14 protein-coding genes are annotated in these 15,538 nt (G+C 45.9%); 1 reads left to right on the top strand and 13 read right to left on the bottom strand.

The genetic code is table 11. From position 1 onward, the window contains the following. Both A3739_RS14690 and A3739_RS14685 read right to left on the bottom strand, forming a co-directional pair. Positions 1 to 1,093, bottom strand: a 1,093-nt coding sequence (locus A3739_RS14690) for a DEAD/DEAH box helicase (RefSeq protein WP_156502601.1), incomplete at its 3' end; no start/stop codon positions are given. Between the two features lie 190 nt (positions 1,094 to 1,283). Continuing rightward, positions 1,284 to 2,225, bottom strand: a complete 942-nt coding sequence (locus A3739_RS14685) for a M23 family metallopeptidase (RefSeq protein WP_068477420.1) — start codon at positions 2,223 to 2,225, stop codon at positions 1,284 to 1,286. A gap of 82 nt (positions 2,226 to 2,307) precedes the next feature. Here A3739_RS14685 and A3739_RS14680 point away from each other — a divergent pair, with 82 nt between their 5' ends. Then, positions 2,308 to 2,757 carry a DciA family protein gene (locus A3739_RS14680; protein ID WP_068477422.1) on the top strand — a complete coding sequence of 150 codons (450 nt, stop codon included), beginning with the start codon at positions 2,308 to 2,310 and terminating at the stop codon, positions 2,755 to 2,757. A gap of 7 nt (positions 2,758 to 2,764) precedes the next feature. Here the strand turns inward: A3739_RS14680 and lpxC are convergent, their stop codons facing one another. The 11 genes from lpxC to murF form a co-directional block, all read right to left on the bottom strand. Next, positions 2,765 to 3,676: a UDP-3-O-acyl-N-acetylglucosamine deacetylase gene (gene lpxC / locus A3739_RS14675; RefSeq protein ID WP_068477424.1), complete on the bottom strand. Its 912-nt coding sequence runs from the start codon at positions 3,674 to 3,676 to the stop codon at positions 2,765 to 2,767. 141 nt (positions 3,677 to 3,817) lie between these two features. After that, on the bottom strand, positions 3,818 to 4,984 hold the full coding sequence (gene ftsZ, locus A3739_RS14670; RefSeq protein ID WP_068477425.1) for a cell division protein FtsZ: 1,167 nt from the start codon (positions 4,982 to 4,984) through the stop codon (positions 3,818 to 3,820). A 60-nt stretch (positions 4,985 to 5,044) separates the two neighbouring features. Then, on the bottom strand, positions 5,045 to 6,280 hold the full coding sequence (ftsA, locus tag A3739_RS14665; RefSeq protein WP_068477427.1) for a cell division protein FtsA: 1,236 nt from the start codon (positions 6,278 to 6,280) through the stop codon (positions 5,045 to 5,047). 26 nt (positions 6,281 to 6,306) lie between these two features. Then, entirely contained in the window at positions 6,307 to 7,137 is an 831-nt protein-coding gene (locus A3739_RS14660; protein ID WP_068501891.1) for a cell division protein FtsQ/DivIB, read from the bottom strand. Next, the gene (locus A3739_RS14655) at positions 7,134 to 8,093 is read right to left on the bottom strand and encodes a D-alanine--D-alanine ligase (protein ID WP_068477431.1); all 960 of its coding nucleotides are present in this window, start codon (positions 8,091 to 8,093) and stop codon (positions 7,134 to 7,136) included. The genes A3739_RS14660 and A3739_RS14655 overlap by 4 nt, the downstream gene beginning before the upstream one ends. Next, positions 8,090 to 9,490 carry a UDP-N-acetylmuramate--L-alanine ligase gene (gene murC, locus A3739_RS14650; RefSeq protein ID WP_068477450.1) on the bottom strand — a complete coding sequence of 467 codons (1,401 nt, stop codon included), beginning with the start codon at positions 9,488 to 9,490 and terminating at the stop codon, positions 8,090 to 8,092. The genes A3739_RS14655 and murC overlap by 4 nt, the downstream gene beginning before the upstream one ends. Before the next feature lie 34 nt (positions 9,491 to 9,524). Then, positions 9,525 to 10,604, bottom strand: coding sequence for an undecaprenyldiphospho-muramoylpentapeptide beta-N-acetylglucosaminyltransferase (gene murG, locus A3739_RS14645; protein ID WP_068477433.1), 1,080 nt, complete (start codon positions 10,602 to 10,604; stop codon positions 9,525 to 9,527). Next, positions 10,601 to 11,764, bottom strand: coding sequence for a putative lipid II flippase FtsW (gene ftsW, locus A3739_RS14640; RefSeq protein ID WP_068477435.1), 1,164 nt, complete (start codon positions 11,762 to 11,764; stop codon positions 10,601 to 10,603). The genes murG and ftsW overlap by 4 nt, the downstream gene beginning before the upstream one ends. After that, on the bottom strand, positions 11,761 to 13,110 hold the full coding sequence (gene murD / locus A3739_RS14635) for a UDP-N-acetylmuramoyl-L-alanine--D-glutamate ligase (RefSeq protein ID WP_068477437.1): 1,350 nt from the start codon (positions 13,108 to 13,110) through the stop codon (positions 11,761 to 11,763). Before murD ends, ftsW begins: the two co-directional genes overlap by 4 nt. Before the next feature lie 4 nt (positions 13,111 to 13,114). Continuing rightward, positions 13,115 to 14,197: a phospho-N-acetylmuramoyl-pentapeptide-transferase gene (gene mraY, locus A3739_RS14630; protein WP_068477440.1), complete on the bottom strand. Its 1,083-nt coding sequence runs from the start codon at positions 14,195 to 14,197 to the stop codon at positions 13,115 to 13,117. Then, positions 14,197 to 15,537, bottom strand: coding sequence for a UDP-N-acetylmuramoyl-tripeptide--D-alanyl-D-alanine ligase (gene murF / locus A3739_RS14625; protein ID WP_197472339.1), 1,341 nt, complete (start codon positions 15,535 to 15,537; stop codon positions 14,197 to 14,199). Before murF ends, mraY begins: the two co-directional genes overlap by 1 nt. Position 15,538: the final 1 nt, after the last annotated feature.

Raw genomic sequence — 15,538 nt, 5'->3', positions numbered from 1 at the left:
TCGCTAAGCCTTCTTTCGCCTCAATCGCCTGATGAAGCCCTTCGCCCCATCGACGACCTGCCATCGTACGGCCGGTATGTTCATCGATAATCACGATTTGCTTGTCTTGAATGATGTAATCAACATCTTTGTGATACAGATGTTGGGCACGTAATGCCGATGAAGTGTGATGAAGCAGAACAAGGTTACCAGGCGCATAAAGGCTATCACCTTCTTGCAACAAGCCGTGCTCAATAAACACTGATTCTAGATAACTTAAACCAGATTCAGTGAGTTCAGCACTCTTCGCTTTTTCATCAAGAATGAAGTGACCGTCATCTAACGGCTTCCCATCTTCACCGACTTCCGCTTTCTTCAATAGCGGGATGATTCCTTTAATTGCTTTGTATAGCTTTGAGCTGTCCTGGGCAGGGCCTGAAATAACAAGAGGTGTTCTCGCCTCATCGATAAGGATCGAGTCAACCTCATCAACAATCGCGAAGTTTAAACCACGCTGCGCTTTTGTTTCGGCACTAAACGCCATGTTATCGCGCAAATAGTCAAACCCAAATTCGTTGTTAGTCCCATAGGTGATATCACACTGATAAGCTGCTTTCTTTTCTGCAGGCTCTTGACCGCCATATACAACCCCAACACTTAAACCTAAGAAGTTATATAGAGGTTCCATCCACTTAGAGTCACGTTTTGCTAAGTAGTCGTTAACCGTTACAACATGCACGCCTTCGCCAGAAAGAGCATTCAAATACACAGGCAAGGTCGCTACTAGCGTTTTACCTTCACCTGTACGCATCTCAGCAATTTTCCCCTGATGGAGTGTCATGCCGCCAATCAGCTGCACATCAAAATGACGCATTTGCATGACACGCTTACCGGCTTCACGAGCAACTGCAAACGCTTCAGGCAAAAGCTTGTCTAGTAATTCACCGTTAGCTACCCGCTCCTTAAACTCGGTAGTTTTCGCTTTAAGCGCATCATCACTCAATGACGACATGGATTCTTCTAGTGCGTTGATTTGAGCAACGACTTTGCCCATGCGTTTAAGCTCACGCTTATTCTTACTTCCGAAAAGCTTGGTTAGTGCCGATGAAAACATAAGATTCTACTGTGTTATTAATTCGTATTATGGATATTTGAAGATATAGATGTGAGGCCAAGTTTATTAAACTCAAGGCGAAATACATCTCGGCTATCGCACCGAGCATTCTAAGGTATAAAGAGGGATAGGCAAACCCTTCGAGGGCTATGTGCTAATTAAGTCATGTTTATTGTTGATTTAGATTTTACTAACCACGATTTGCACGATGAATAAATTTCTTAGGATTCTCTGTGCGGCCATTTTTCAACACTTCGTAATGCACATGTGGACCAGTTGAACGACCGGTACTTCCCATCTTAGCAATCACTTGGCCTTTCTCGATAACCTCGCCAACACTAACCAGTAACTCTTTACAGTGTGCATAGCGTGTCGAGTAACCATTACCATGATTCACTTCAACTAAGTTGCCATAACCGTATCGATCGCCTGACCAAGTCACCACACCAGCAGCAACAGAAATGATATCGCTGCCGTCCTTCCCTGCGAAATCAACACCCGCATGCCAAGTCCGCTTTCCAGTAAAGGGGTCACTACGATAACCATAAGGGGAAGACATCCAGCCCCACTTGATTGGACGACCAGCAATAAACACCTGGTTTGCGATATCCTTTTGCTGGAATAGCTGTTCCATAATCGCTAGTTGCTGCTCGCGATCAGAAATGGTTTGAGAGAGGTTTGACAGCTCTGTTTCAAAACCTTGAACTGTATAGGACTCGGAATATTCGCTTGGGATAGGGCCACCAACAGAAGGTTGTGACTCAAAGTCGAATTCACCACTTTTCAGTTTACCAACATCCGTTAAACGCTGACCTAAGGCATCTAATCGATAAAGCCTCGCCTGCATATCACCCATTTTAAGAGTTAATGCATCCAATCGTTGACGACTTTGCTCCTGCAATTGCTTTAACTCAGCCTTCTGTTCGGCAAGTGTTGCAGCCCAAGCTGCTTTGACGCGTGCATCCACAAGCCCGTCTCGCTCCCCATAATAGCTATGTGCGAGATAGAGGCCTGAACCAAAGAGCGCTAAAGCAAATAGACAGAACCCTGCACCCAACATCGCCACCGAACCTGACCCAAGCTTCAGGCTTCGCGATTGACCATGGCGCTTTCCAACAATAATAATATCCATGCTAAGAAATAATTGCTTAAACTTAATGCTGAAAGTATAACCTGTAGCCGACAGGATACCTAACTTCAATAGAATTAAATCAATGCCTTATAAACCGCAACCCACACATAAACGCCTCAGCGATGTATTGAGTCACGAGCGTACATTTAAAAAATCGCGGGCATTGAAGCAAATACTTGCCCAAGCGTCGCACCATGACTCCATCGAAGATCGTTTAGATGAATGCTTGCCAGAATTATTACGAGGCGAGTTGATTGTTGCAGGAATCGAAGACCAGTGTTTGATTTTGCATTGTCGCTCAGCAGCGATTGCAACACGCTTTCGCTTTGAGCAAGACAAAACACTTAAAGCACTTCAAATGCGTGTTGGTGCCTCGAGAGTTCAAAGCATTAAAATACAAATAAGACCGTTTACGAAAAAGAAAACGTCTAACAAGATGGTGAAGTTGAAAGATCGACCAGAACTTAAGAACAAGACCACTGAACAGCGGCTAGATGAGGCATTAGAGCGACTAAATAGTCGCTCTAATTAATGGAAAGTTAAGCGGCAAGCACCGGTTTCATGTAGGAGATAGGAGCCGTGCTCGCGTCTTCATAAGTTTGAACTTCCCACGCATCAGTTTCTTTAATCAACTTGCGTAGCAATTTATTGTTCAAGTCATGCCCTGACTTATTACCAATAAATTCGCCGATTAAGCTATTACCAAGTAAATAAAGATCACCGATCGCATCAAGTATTTTATGCTTAACGAACTCATCGTCATAACGCAAACCGTCTTCGTTAAGAACACCGTCATCGTCTACAACGATCGCATTATCAACACTACCTCCGAGAGCAAGATTCATAGAACGTAAGCGTTCAATATCTTGCATAAATCCGAAAGTTCTAGCTCGACTTACTTCTTTCACAAAAGATGTGCTAGAGAAATCGATGCTCGCTTGCTGACTACGCGTTTTGAAAACTGGGTGGTCAAAGTCGATAGAAAAACCAACCTTAAAGCCCTCGAAAGGAACAAAGGTCGCTACCTTGCCATCTTCTTCAACCGTAACTTCACGAGTAATGCGAATAAACTTCTTCGCAGCATCTTGTTCTTGAATTCCGGCGGACTGAATCAAGAAAACAAAAGGCCCCGCGGAGCCATCCATAATAGGCACTTCTTCTGAGCTCAATTCGATACGACAATTATCGATACCGAGGCCAGCCATCGCTGATAGCAAATGCTCTACCGTTGCTACTTTTACGCCATTTTTAACTAGCGTAGTAGATAGCATGGTCTCACCAACATTCTCTGCGCGAGCGACTATTTCCACATTTGGTTCCAGATCCGTGCGGATGAAAACAATGCCAGAGTCGATCGGTGCGGGCTTCAAGGTCAAATATACCTTCTTACCTGAATGCAAGCCCACGCCCGTTGCGCGAATAGTGTTTTTGAGTGTGCGTTGTCTAATCATATGCGTACTTAAAATCGCCTATTGTATATTCCTATTGTTGGCCGTCTGGCCAAAAAAACAGGCGCATACTAACAGATGACCACTTGTTTCCCAAGCAGATTGTCTAAAGTGTCGTTAAGCTGTCATATTTGAGGCGTAGCATTAGTCGGCTTGTCGTCTCAAAAAAGCAGGGATATCAAGGTAGTCAACACTCGGAGCCGGCGCCACATCTTGACTTACCGCCGCGTTACCCTGAGTTTCGGCAACTGCGCGACGACGACTCACTGCTGGGCGATCCAACTTGTTGTAGTCTGTTTTACCGTCCACTGCTTTAGGCGCAGTATTATCGACAACCTTCACAGGCTTATCAGCAACACTTGAAAGACCTGTTGCAACAACAGTCACTTTAAGCTCATCGGTCATCTCATTATCAATAACCGTACCGACAACCACTGTTGCTGATTCCGACGCAAATTCTTCAACGATGCTACCTACCTCTGAGAACTCACCTAAGTTCAAATCAAGACCTGCAGTAATATTCACTAGAATACCGCGCGCACCTTGAAGGTTAATGTCTTCTAATAGCGGACTGCGAATAGCTGCTTCGGCTGCTTCACGTGCACGATTTTCACCTGACGCAGTACCTGTGCCCATCATCGCCATGCCCATTTCAGACATAACAGTTTTCACGTCTGCAAAGTCAACGTTGATCATACCAGGGCGAATAATCAAATCCGCAATACCCTGAACGGCACCCTGCAACACGTCATTTGCAGCACCAAACGCATCAAGCAAACTTGTATTTTTACCAAGAACGGCAAGTAACTTTTCATTAGGGATGGTGATCAGAGAGTCTACGTTTTCAGCAAGTTCTGCTAAACCCGAGTCTGCGATCTTCATTCGCTTACTACCTTCAAATGGGAACGGCTTAGTCACAACAGCAACCGTTAAAATTCCCATATCACGAGCAACCTCTGCCACAATCGGCGCACCACCAGTACCAGTACCACCGCCCATTCCGGCAGTGATGAAAACCATGTCAGCGCCTTTTAAAGACTCTGCAATACGCTCACGATCTTCTAAGGCCGCTTGCTTACCCACTTCTGGGTTAGCGCCTGCACCAAGACCTTTTGTTATGGTACTGCCTAACTGAATAATAGATTTCGCATCAAGGTCTTTAAGTGCTTGCGCATCTGTGTTCGCACACAGAAACTCAACACCATCAACATCGCCAGTCAGCATGTGTCGAACAGCGTTACCGCCGCCTCCGCCAACACCAACGACCTTGATCACCGCGTTTTGCGATATATTCTCAACAATCTCGAACATCACCCTATCTCCTAATTATAATTTTTCAATCTGCTAGTTGTTTCTAATACTTTTTTAGTTTTAAAAATTACCGGTAAACCAGTTTTTAAGCTTACTCACTACCCCTTCCGCCGGAGCTGATTTAGTACCCGGAATGGCACCTGCTTCTTTCTGATTCAACCCGTAAATAAGTAACCCAACACCTGTTGCATACATTGGGTTGTTTACTACATCGGACAATCCTGTCACTTTTTGTGGACTTGCTAAGCGCACAGGCATATGGAAAATTTCCTCTGCCAATTCCACAACACCCTCCATTTTTGATGTGCCGCCGGTCAATACAACGCCTGCGGCAACCAAATCTTCAAAACCACTCCGTCTCAATTCTTGTTGAACAAGAGTGAATAATTCGTCATAACGCGGCTCAACAACCTCCGCCAATGCTTGGCGAGATAAATCTCGCGGAGGACGATCCCCAACCGAAGGCACTTTGATCGTGTCACCCTCTCCCGCTAACTGCGTAAGCGCGCAGGCATACTTAATTTTTATCTCTTCAGCATTCTGAGTCGGAGTTCGTAATGCCATCGCGATATCATTAGTAACCTGATCACCCGCGATCGGTATAACGGCAGTGTGGCGAATCGAACCACCCGTGAATATCGCCATATCGGTCGTACCTCCGCCGATATCTACAACACAAACGCCTAGCTCTTTTTCATCATCCGTTAACACTGCATAGGCGGACGCCAATTGCTCAAGAATAATGTCATCGACATCTAGGTCGCACTGCTGAACACACTTCTCAATGTTCTGTGAGGCATTCACTGCACATGTAACAAGATGCACTTTTGCTTCTAAACGCACCCCCGACATTCCAAGCGGCTCTTTGATGCCCTCTTGGCTATCGATAACGTATTCTTGTGGCAATATGTGCAACACTTTTTGATCTGCAGGAATCGCTACGGCTTGTGCTGCGTCGATCACGCGATCGATATCCGCCTGCACCACTTCCCGGTCTTTCACAGCGACAATGCCATGTGAATTCAGACTCTTAATATGACTCCCCGCAATGCCAGCGTAGACAGAATGAATATTACAACCTGCCATTAATTCTGCTTCTTCTACTGCTCTCTGAATGGCATTCACTGTCGTTTCAATGTTTACGACTACACCACGTTTAAGGCCACGCGAAGGATGAGATCCAATACCCACGATCTCAACACTCCCGTCTTCGCCACGCTTACCCACGATCGCGACGACCTTCGAAGTGCCGATGTCTAACCCTACGGTCAAGCTGTCATCGAAGTTGCTTGCCATTTCTTTATCCCACAGTTCGTTATATTTTATTGGTGCACTGGGTTACCGCTGTATTGATAACCTGATGCGACTTCCAATTCTTTCCAGCGCACAGAAACACCGTTGGTGTATCGTGCATCTAATCTTTCTACCGCTGCCTGCGCATCCACTTGCAAGCCTTGATAAACCTTTAACGCTCGCTCAAGGCGGTTCTCTGTTGTATCGGTACCAAGCTCAATCACCGGACCGTTCGCCAACCCTAAGCTCCATGCGCCACGCTCATTCAACACTAACTGGTCAGCACTAAGCCCCCACGCCATTAACTTGCTTTCAATGTCGGCCATGTAAGTAAGCATTTCTGTTCGTGTTCTTAAGCTTGCCGATTCAGGACCATTAAATAATGGACGGCCATCAGCTCGCTCAGTTGTTGAGGGAGTAAACACTTCCCCTTTGCTATTTAAGTAAGACTCATGCCCCCAGTTAGCCACGGCAATTTGCTCTTGAATTTGCACACCAACCGCACTTGGCCATTTACGATGAATCACTGCAGATTCAACCCATGCCAAGGCTTCTAATTCTTTTTGAATTTGCTGAATGTCAATCGAGAAAAAACTCTGCCCAATAAAAGGTTCGAGCACATTTGATACATCATGTTTACTCAACTCATTGAATGAACTAGACACCTCGAAATGCTCTATTGGCTGATCAACCACCCCAGCAATCTGATCGCTGAAATAGGCAAATATGACGACTGATACTGACAGCGCCGCCGCAACACAATAAGCCTTCCAAACACCCTGATTTGTCAATATTTGGCGTGTACTACTCGATTTTGCTTTCATATCCATTGTGGATTTACTCATGGTTGCCGCACTCACGCTAAGCCTCCAACATGCAAAGTTTGTTTTAATACTTCTGTTACCAACTCAGGCATTTCTATTCCTTTATGCCTTGCAGCCATAGGTATCAAACTATGATCAGTCATCCCTGGAATCGTATTCACTTCTAATAACCAAAACTTGCCATTTCGATCTTGCATCACGTCCACTCGACCCCAACCTTCACATCCCAAGGCATCGAATGCTTGTTGCGATAATGACGCAATGTGTTGCTCATCTTCTGGACTCAAACGACTTGGCAAAAAGTACTCAGTTTCATCAGATTTATACTTTGCCTCGTAGTCATAAAACGTCGCTGTCGTCTTCAGACCAATAACTGGAAGAGTCTCTTCTCCTAAAATGCCGACTGTAAATTCTTTGCCATCTACCCACGCTTCAAGAATGACTTCTTGATCAAGCGCTAAGGCACTTTGTAAAGCGGCATCTAGCTGAGACTGCTCACTCACTTTTGATACACCAATTGACGAACCTTCTCTTGAAGGTTTCACCGCCATTGGAAATCCAATCAAGCTCACCAGCTGCGCGACAAGCTTAGGGTTCATTTCGTCGACATATCCGAATGTTGGTGTCGGTAATTGGCGCCCTTGCCAAAGTAACTTGCTGCGCAATTTATCCATAGCTAACGCAGAGCCCATCACACCGCTTCCGGTATAAGGAATTCCAACTGCTTCAAGAACGCCTTGAATCACTCCGTCTTCGCCGCCACGGCCATGTAACGCTAGAAACACGCGGTCATAACCCTGCCCAATCAAAGCGTTAATATCACCTTGATAATCGACTAATTCTGCTTCGATTCCAGCCTCAAGTGCCGCGCGATAAACCGCTTCACCGCTATTGAGTGATACTTCGCGCTCGGCAGAACAACCCCCACAAACGACCGCTACTTTACCTAAAGACTCAACGAGGGCTGAATCTGCGATAAACGATGTTGTCATGCCCCCTCCTTCGCTTTAAATGACTGAGCAAGGCTCAGACTAATCTGTCCTACATTACCAGCACCTTGCGTTACTACGAGGTCGTTTTCATCTAAGAGATTTAAAAGCACAGATTCGAGCTCTTCCGTATCCTCGACATAGATCGGATCTAAGCCAGAACGCTGACGGATACTTCGACAAAGCGCGCGACTATCTGCTCCTGGAATTGGCTTTTCACCCGCGGCGTAAACATCCAACATGATCAGCACATCAACCTCTGACAGGACGCGTACGAAGTCTTCATACAGGTCACTCGTTCGGCTATAACGGTGTGGTTGAAACACCATCACTAAACGTTTTTCAGGCCAACCATCGCGAATAGCTTTTATGGTCACGCCCACTTCACTCGGATGATGCCCATAGTCATCCACCAACATGAACGACTTCTCTTCAATCTGGAAATTACCTTGCAACTGGAAGCGACGTCCCACGCCTTGAAAATCTGCTAAAGCCGACAAGATTGCATCATCAGCAACGCCTTCGTCTGTTGCAACAGCAATGGCTGCCAATGCATTAAGGACGTTGTGCTCACCTGGCATTTGGAAATCAACTTCTAAATCTGGCTTATCTCCCGCACGAATCGCCGTGAAACTCGTTAATTGTCCACTTTGTCTGACATTTTCGGCTCGCACATCTGCAGACTCATTAAAGCCATAGGTAATGACTGCACGTGAGATGGATGGAATTAACTCTTCGACGACTGGGTCATCTATACACATCACGGCGGTGCCATAGAACGGAAGATTGTGCAGAAAATCTACAAAGGTTTGCTTTAGCCGACCAAAGTCTCCGCCATAGGTATGCATATGATCTGCTTCGATGTTGGTGACGACAGAAACCATTGGGGTGAGATGTAAAAAAGACGCATCGCTCTCATCTGCTTCTGCAACAAGATATCTCGACCCGCCTAACTTCGCGTTTGTGCCGGCACTATTCAGACGCCCACCAATTACGAAAGTTGGATCCATACCACCAGCGCCAAGAATCGACGCGATCAAACTTGTTGTCGTTGTCTTGCCATGCGTTCCGGCAATCGCGATACCATGACGATATCGCATTATTTCGGCCAACATCTCAGCGCGAGGCACAATCGGAATGCGCGCAGAGCGAGCTGCCATAATCTCAGGATTTTCTTCGTTGATAGCACTTGAAACAACAATGACATTCGCACCATCAACATTGCTTGCGCGATGGCCAATAAATACTTGTGTACCTAGGTTAGTTAAATGACGTGTTGTCGCACTTTCTTGAATATCAGAACCGCTAATTTCATACCCTTGATTCAGCAATACTTCTGCAATACCACACATGCCAGAGCCGCCAATTCCGATAAAGTGAATCCGCTTAATTCTGCGCATTTCAGGTATTTCAATATTCTTAGTGATTGAAACTTCAGACACGAGCAAGCCTCCCACATTCTTCCGCTAAGTCTCGCGCTGCATTTGGTTTCGCAATACTAAGCGCGGCGGCTGCCATATTTCGCATCGAGTTTTGATCTTCGAATAGAGGAACCAATACCTTGTTTAATCTCTCAGCAGTCAATTCAGATTGTGCAATCATATGCGCAGCACCTGCATCCACAGATGACTTCGCATTCAAAGTTTGATGGTCATCAACCGCATGCGGAAATGGAACGAACACTGCGCCCAAGCCCGCTGCAGCTAACTCAGAAACCGTGAGTGCCCCTGCTCTGCAAATAACAAGATCAGCCCATGAATAGGCATCTGCCATGTCGTCAATAAATTCTGTGGTTTTAGCTTGCACATCTAGTTGTTCGTACAACGATTGCGTCGCTTTTAGCTTACCTTTACCAGATTGATGGATTATTTCTGGGCGTGTGTTTTGATCTAGCAGAGCCATCGCCGCTGGTACGACTTCATTCAACTTCTGAGCACCTAAGCTACCACCTACAACCAATATGCGCGGTTGACGCGACGCATCCCATTTTTTGTCGTTACTAGACTGGTTCAACGCAACAATTTCTTCCCTAATCGGATTTCCAATTAGTGTTGCTCTCACGGCAGAACCAAAGCTATTTGGAAAAGCCTCATACACGGCTTTGGCTATCTTCGCCAAGATCCGATTCGTCATTCCCGCAACGGCATTTTGCTCATGAACGACCAATGGGCGACCAGACAATCTAGCTGCAAGGCCCCCAGGACCAGATGCAAATCCACCCATTCCCACGACCAAATGCGGCTTCACTTTATTGAGAACACCAAAAGCTTGAATTAAGGCATGCACCAAGTTGAATGGAGCCTTTAAAAGAGCAAGCTTGCCTTTGCCTCTTAGCCCGCTCACGCTAATGCCATAAAAGGGTATGCCCTGTTTCTCAATGACCGACTGCTCGAAACCACCATTAGATCCAAGCCAAGCAACATTCGCCCCTTGCTCTTGTAACTTTCTAGCCGTTGCAAGAGCAGGAAATACATGACCACCTGTTCCGCCAGCCATCATCAAATACGTTTTCATGAAGACTCTCCTATTCTTGCATGGAGGGTTTCATGATGAACGCGCAACAAAATCGCGATAGCAGCAATACTTATAATCAAACTACTTCCGCCATAACTCACCAAGGGCAAGGTCAAGCCCTTAGTTGGCAATAAGCCCATGTTCACGCCCAAGTTAATGCTTGCTTGAACGCCTAGTAGTATTGCGATGCCATATGAGAAATAAGCATGGAAAAGCAGCCCTGCTTTTTCAGCCACACGTGCAATTTTGAATGCGCGGTAAATCAACCACGAAAATAATGCGACGACGATTAAAGAACCAATCAGTCCGAATTCTTCCGCAAGAATAGCGAATACAAAATCGGTGTGAGCTTCTGGCAAATAAAACTGCTTCTGCAAGCTATTACCTAGCCCAACGCCAAGTATTTCACCTCTTCCAAAAGCAATCAGAGATTGTGTTAACTGATAACCTGCGCCAAATTGATCTGCCCACGGGTCGGTATAACCAATTAATCGCTCCATGCGATACGGTTGAGACCAAATCAAAGCCACTACGATTAATAAGCAGGCGACAACGAGAACACCGAATTGATGCAGCTTCGCACCACTCAAGAAAATCATTCCCATGAACGCAGCGCCTATTACGACGGTCGCCCCAAAATCAGGCTCGCTAAGCAAGAGGAAAGCCGCGATAGTGAGCACTAACATAGGCTTAGTAAAACCCCACCAAGACTGTCTGACTTCGTCATGACGTCGAACCAGGTATCCAGCTAGATATGCAACGAGCAATAACTTCGCAGGTTCAGAAGGCTGGATATTAATGCCACCTAAGCCGATCCAGCGTGTACTACCATTAACGGTTTTTCCGATTCCGGGTAACAACACTAGCGCTAACAAGAACAAAGAAGCGCCGAGTAAATAAAAGGCATGTTTCTGCCAGAAACTAATCGGCATCATGAACACAATCGCGCCTGCAACCAAGCCAATCAATGCAAAAGCTGCATGACGTGTAAAATAGAAGAATGGGTCATTATTTCGCACATCTGCAACATCAATCGAAGCAGACGCAATCATAATTAAACCGATCAAAAGAAGGCTTAAAGCCGAAATAATGAGCCCTTTGTCGATCATCATTACAAACTGCAACTGCTGCTGATTTAACATTCCCGCATGAGTGCTCATAATTGGGCCACCTCATCCTTGAATGCTTGGCCACGCACTTCGAAATTCTTATACATATCGAAGCTTGCACATGCTGGCGAAAACAGCACTAAATCATTACTTTCTGCTGTGTCGCTTGCCAACTGAACAGCCGCCCTCAGCGTATCTACAATCGTAACAGGAAGGATTGATTCAACGGCTTCAGCAATTACATTCGCATCGACCCCAAAAGCGATAACCGAGCGTGTAAACTCTGTGACAGGTTTTTTGAGCTCATGAAGTGTCGCGCCTTTGGCGTCACCGCCAGCGATTAATATAACCTTTCCACCATCCGCCAATTGCGGGCCATACCCAGCAATCGCTGCGGCCGTTGCGCCACCGTTAGTGCCTTTAGAGTCATTAATAAAGGTCACGCCATTAAGCTGTCTCACCCACTCACACCGATGCTCTAGACCTATGAAGTTTTTCAAGGCATTCAACATCGCATCAAATGGTAGGCCTGCCGCATACCCCATCGCGAGAGCCGCAAGTGCATTACTGTAGTTATGTTTGCCGGCGATCTTTAATTCTGAAACGTCAATGAGACTCTCAAAACCATGCATCAAGGTTGCGCCAAGGCGCTCATCTGAAAAACCAAATTTATTAAGATCTAAACTATTGAGGCCATAATGAAGGATCTTCATTCCTTGCGCTTGCAAGGGCTGGCTCAGCGCCTCATCGTCATTAACGACAACCGTTTTCGCGCCTCTAAAAATTCGCTGTTTAGCTTGTAGATAAGCCATTTTGCTGTCATAGCGATCCATATGATCTTCGCTAATATTCAGTAAACAAGCGACGTCGGCATTGAGTTTATTAACGAGCTCTAGTTGAAAACTAGACAACTCCATCACGTAAAGCTCAACGTCATCTTCGAGAAGATCTAATGCAGGAGTTCCTAAGTTACCGCCAACACGAACATTGATGCCCGCATTTGCAGCCATTTCTCCAACTAGGGTCGTAACCGTACTTTTACCGTTTGATCCTGTAATCGCGATCATTGGTGCATTTACATGTTCAGCAAACAGATCAATGTCACCGCGGACTGCTACGCCAGCTTCTTTAGCTTTTTGAATAGCAGGGTATTTCGGATCTAGACCAGGACTCAGAATCAGCTCTGAATAATTACATAAGGCATCATCAGCAATCTCTCCGAGTGAAATCGCCACATCTGGGTACATGTTTTTAACTTGGTCTAGGTTCGGCGGGTTTTGGCGGGTATCTGCCATGGAGAAAGACCGCCCAATTCGCTTTAAAAAGCGCGCACAAGATAGCCCGGTCTCACCAAGACCCAACACTAAACTATGCTTGTCAGAAGCAATCAAACTCATTCTCTTAACGTACCTTAAGTGTCGCTAAACCAATTAACACAAGAATTACAGTAATAATCCAAAAACGAACAATGACCCGCGGCTCAGGCCAACCTTTTAATTCAAAGTGGTGATGCAAAGGCGCCATGCGAAAGATTCGACGTCCGGTCAACTTGTACGAGGCCACTTGCAAGATTACGGAGATCGTTTCCATTACGAACACGCCACCCATAATGAACAATACGATCTCTTGTCGAACGATAACTGCCACCACTCCTAGAGCTGCACCTAAAGCCAAGGCGCCAACATCGCCCATAAAAACTTGTGCCGGATAGGTGTTGAACCACAAAAAGCCCAAACCGGCGCCGACCATCGCGCCACAAAATACAACGAGCTCACCGGAACCAGGGACAAAAGGAATATGCAGATAGTCTGCGAATACAGCATTACCAGATACATATGCGAAGATGCCCAACGCACCAGCGACTAGCACCGTTGGCATAATGGCTAAACCGTCTAACCCATCTGTTAAGTTCACCGCATTTGAGGTACCCACTAATACGAAATACGTCAGCACAATAAAGCCAGGGCCTAGATCAAAGATCACATCTTTGAATACTGGAATAATGAGCGCAGTTTCTTGCGGCAGTTCTGCTGTTAAATACAAGGCGAAAGCAGCAACAATCGCAGCAACAGATTGCCAGAAATATTTCCAACGAGCCGGAAGACCTTTTGAGTTTTTCTCGACCACTTTTCGATAATCGTCGACCCAACCGATCGCACCAAATGCAAGACAAACAAACAAAGTGATCCATACATAGCGATTACTAAGATCCGCCCATAACAGCGTTGCAATGCCGATGGCTACGAGAATCAAGGCACCGCCCATTGTCGGCGTACCTGCTTTACTCAAGTGAGATTGCGGCCCATCGTCACGTACCGACTGACCAATCTGACGCGTTGTTAGCTTATTAATCATATGAGGGCCGACCCACAATGCGATCAATAGCGCTGTAATAATCCCCAATATCCCTCGGAACGTGAGATATTGAAAAACTGATAGAAAACTAAAATATTCGCTGAAAACTTCAGCCAACCAGAAAAGCATTACGCCTGACCTCGCCTAAACAATTCAATAACTTCCTCAAGTGCGACAAAACGCGATGCTTTTAATAAAACTGTCGCTGGTAGGTCAGATAGTTGCGCCAATGCCTCTGCAATTTCGCTTTTACTTTCAAATACTTTTGCTTTTTCGCCGAGCTCACTCGCCATTTCCAAAGCAAAATTACCCAATAACCAAACTTCGTCCACTGGGAGTTCACTTGCGTACTGCGCAAGCTCCCTGTGCATTTCTCCTGCTAGCGAACCTAATTCGCCCATTTCACCTAAAACAGCAATACGATTGCCGCCGTGAGCTGCCAATACGTCTAAAGCCGCTTTCATCGATGATGGGTTTGCGTTGTAGCAGTCATCAATCACCGATAGATTCTCATTTAATTTAATCAGGGCCTGGCGTCCACCCTCAGGCTTAAAATTAGCTAAGCCCTGCGCGATATCTTCCATTGAAACGCGCAGAGCAATAGCAGCAGCTGCACATGCCAATGCATTTGACACATTGTGAACACCACCTGCATTTAAACTGACTCTAACGCAGTCATCTTCAAAACAGAGATCAAACACGGCTGCACTGGCATGCAATGAGATATTCTTGGCATATACATCAGCGGAATCAGACTCAATCGAATATGTAAGTACACGCTTACCATCTAATTTTTTCAGCCAAGTTTTATGAGCCTTGTCATCAATATTAACGACTGCAACACCTTCATCAGAGAGTACGTCGTATATCTCACCCTTACCTTTGACGATATTTTCATAGCCGCCAAACTCGCCAATATGTGCGGAGCCAGCATTTAACAGAATCGACACATCTGGGTGCACAAAACGCCCTAGATAAGCGATATCACCAATATGTCGAGCACCAAGTTCAATAACCGCAGAACACTGCTCTTGCTGTAATGACATTAGTGTTTTCGGCACACCAATTTCATTATTTTCATTCGCCTTAGTTGCGCCAACCTCGCCAACCATCGCCATAATCGCAGACAGCATTTTGCGTGTAGTTGTTTTGCCCGAACTTCCTGTAATTGCGATAACGGGTGCATCGAATTGATCTCGACAATATCGACCGATAAAACCTAGCGCTTCACGGCTATCGCCTACAATGAGTTGCGGTAGCGAAACGCTTTGCTTTTCCTCAACGACTATTGCAACAGCTCGGTCGCTGACTTGATCTACAAAACCGTGTCCATCGAATTGTTCACCGCGTAAAGCAAGGTATAAATCACCGTCTTTGATCGTTCGCGAATCAGTGCTAACGCCGGTAAATTCAACGTCATTGCCGATCAAAGCACCGCGCGTCATATCCCCTAACGTGCTTAAAGCCATT

Source organism: Oleiphilus sp. HI0067, from assembly GCF_001635735.1.
This window is presented reverse-complemented; position numbering and strand designations above follow the sequence as displayed.

Bases quoted from the DNA above. Each gene is read 5' to 3' on its own strand.
- ftsZ (WP_068477425.1), bottom strand. From the start codon at position 4,984: ATGTTCGAGATTGTTGAGAATATATCGCAAAACGCGGTGATCAAGGTC.
- murG (WP_068477433.1), bottom strand. From the start codon at position 10,604: ATGAAAACGTATTTGATGATGGCTGGCGGAACAGGTGGTCATGTATTT.
- ftsW (WP_068477435.1), bottom strand. From the start codon at position 11,764: ATGAGCACTCATGCGGGAATGTTAAATCAGCAGCAGTTGCAGTTTGTA.
- murF (WP_197472339.1), bottom strand. From the start codon at position 15,537: ATGGCTTTAAGCACGTTAGGGGATATGACGCGCGGTGCTTTGATCGGC.
- murD (WP_068477437.1), bottom strand. From the start codon at position 13,110: ATGAGTTTGATTGCTTCTGACAAGCATAGTTTAGTGTTGGGTCTTGGT.
- A3739_RS14680 (WP_068477422.1), top strand. From the start codon at position 2,308: ATGCCTTATAAACCGCAACCCACACATAAACGCCTCAGCGATGTATTG.
- mraY (WP_068477440.1), bottom strand. From the start codon at position 14,197: ATGCTTTTCTGGTTGGCTGAAGTTTTCAGCGAATATTTTAGTTTTCTA.
- A3739_RS14655 (WP_068477431.1), bottom strand. From the start codon at position 8,093: ATGACAACATCGTTTATCGCAGATTCAGCCCTCGTTGAGTCTTTAGGT.
- murC (WP_068477450.1), bottom strand. From the start codon at position 9,490: ATGCGCAGAATTAAGCGGATTCACTTTATCGGAATTGGCGGCTCTGGC.
- lpxC (WP_068477424.1), bottom strand. From the start codon at position 3,676: ATGATTAGACAACGCACACTCAAAAACACTATTCGCGCAACGGGCGTG.
- A3739_RS14685 (WP_068477420.1), bottom strand. From the start codon at position 2,225: ATGGATATTATTATTGTTGGAAAGCGCCATGGTCAATCGCGAAGCCTG.
- ftsA (WP_068477427.1), bottom strand. From the start codon at position 6,280: ATGGCAAGCAACTTCGATGACAGCTTGACCGTAGGGTTAGACATCGGC.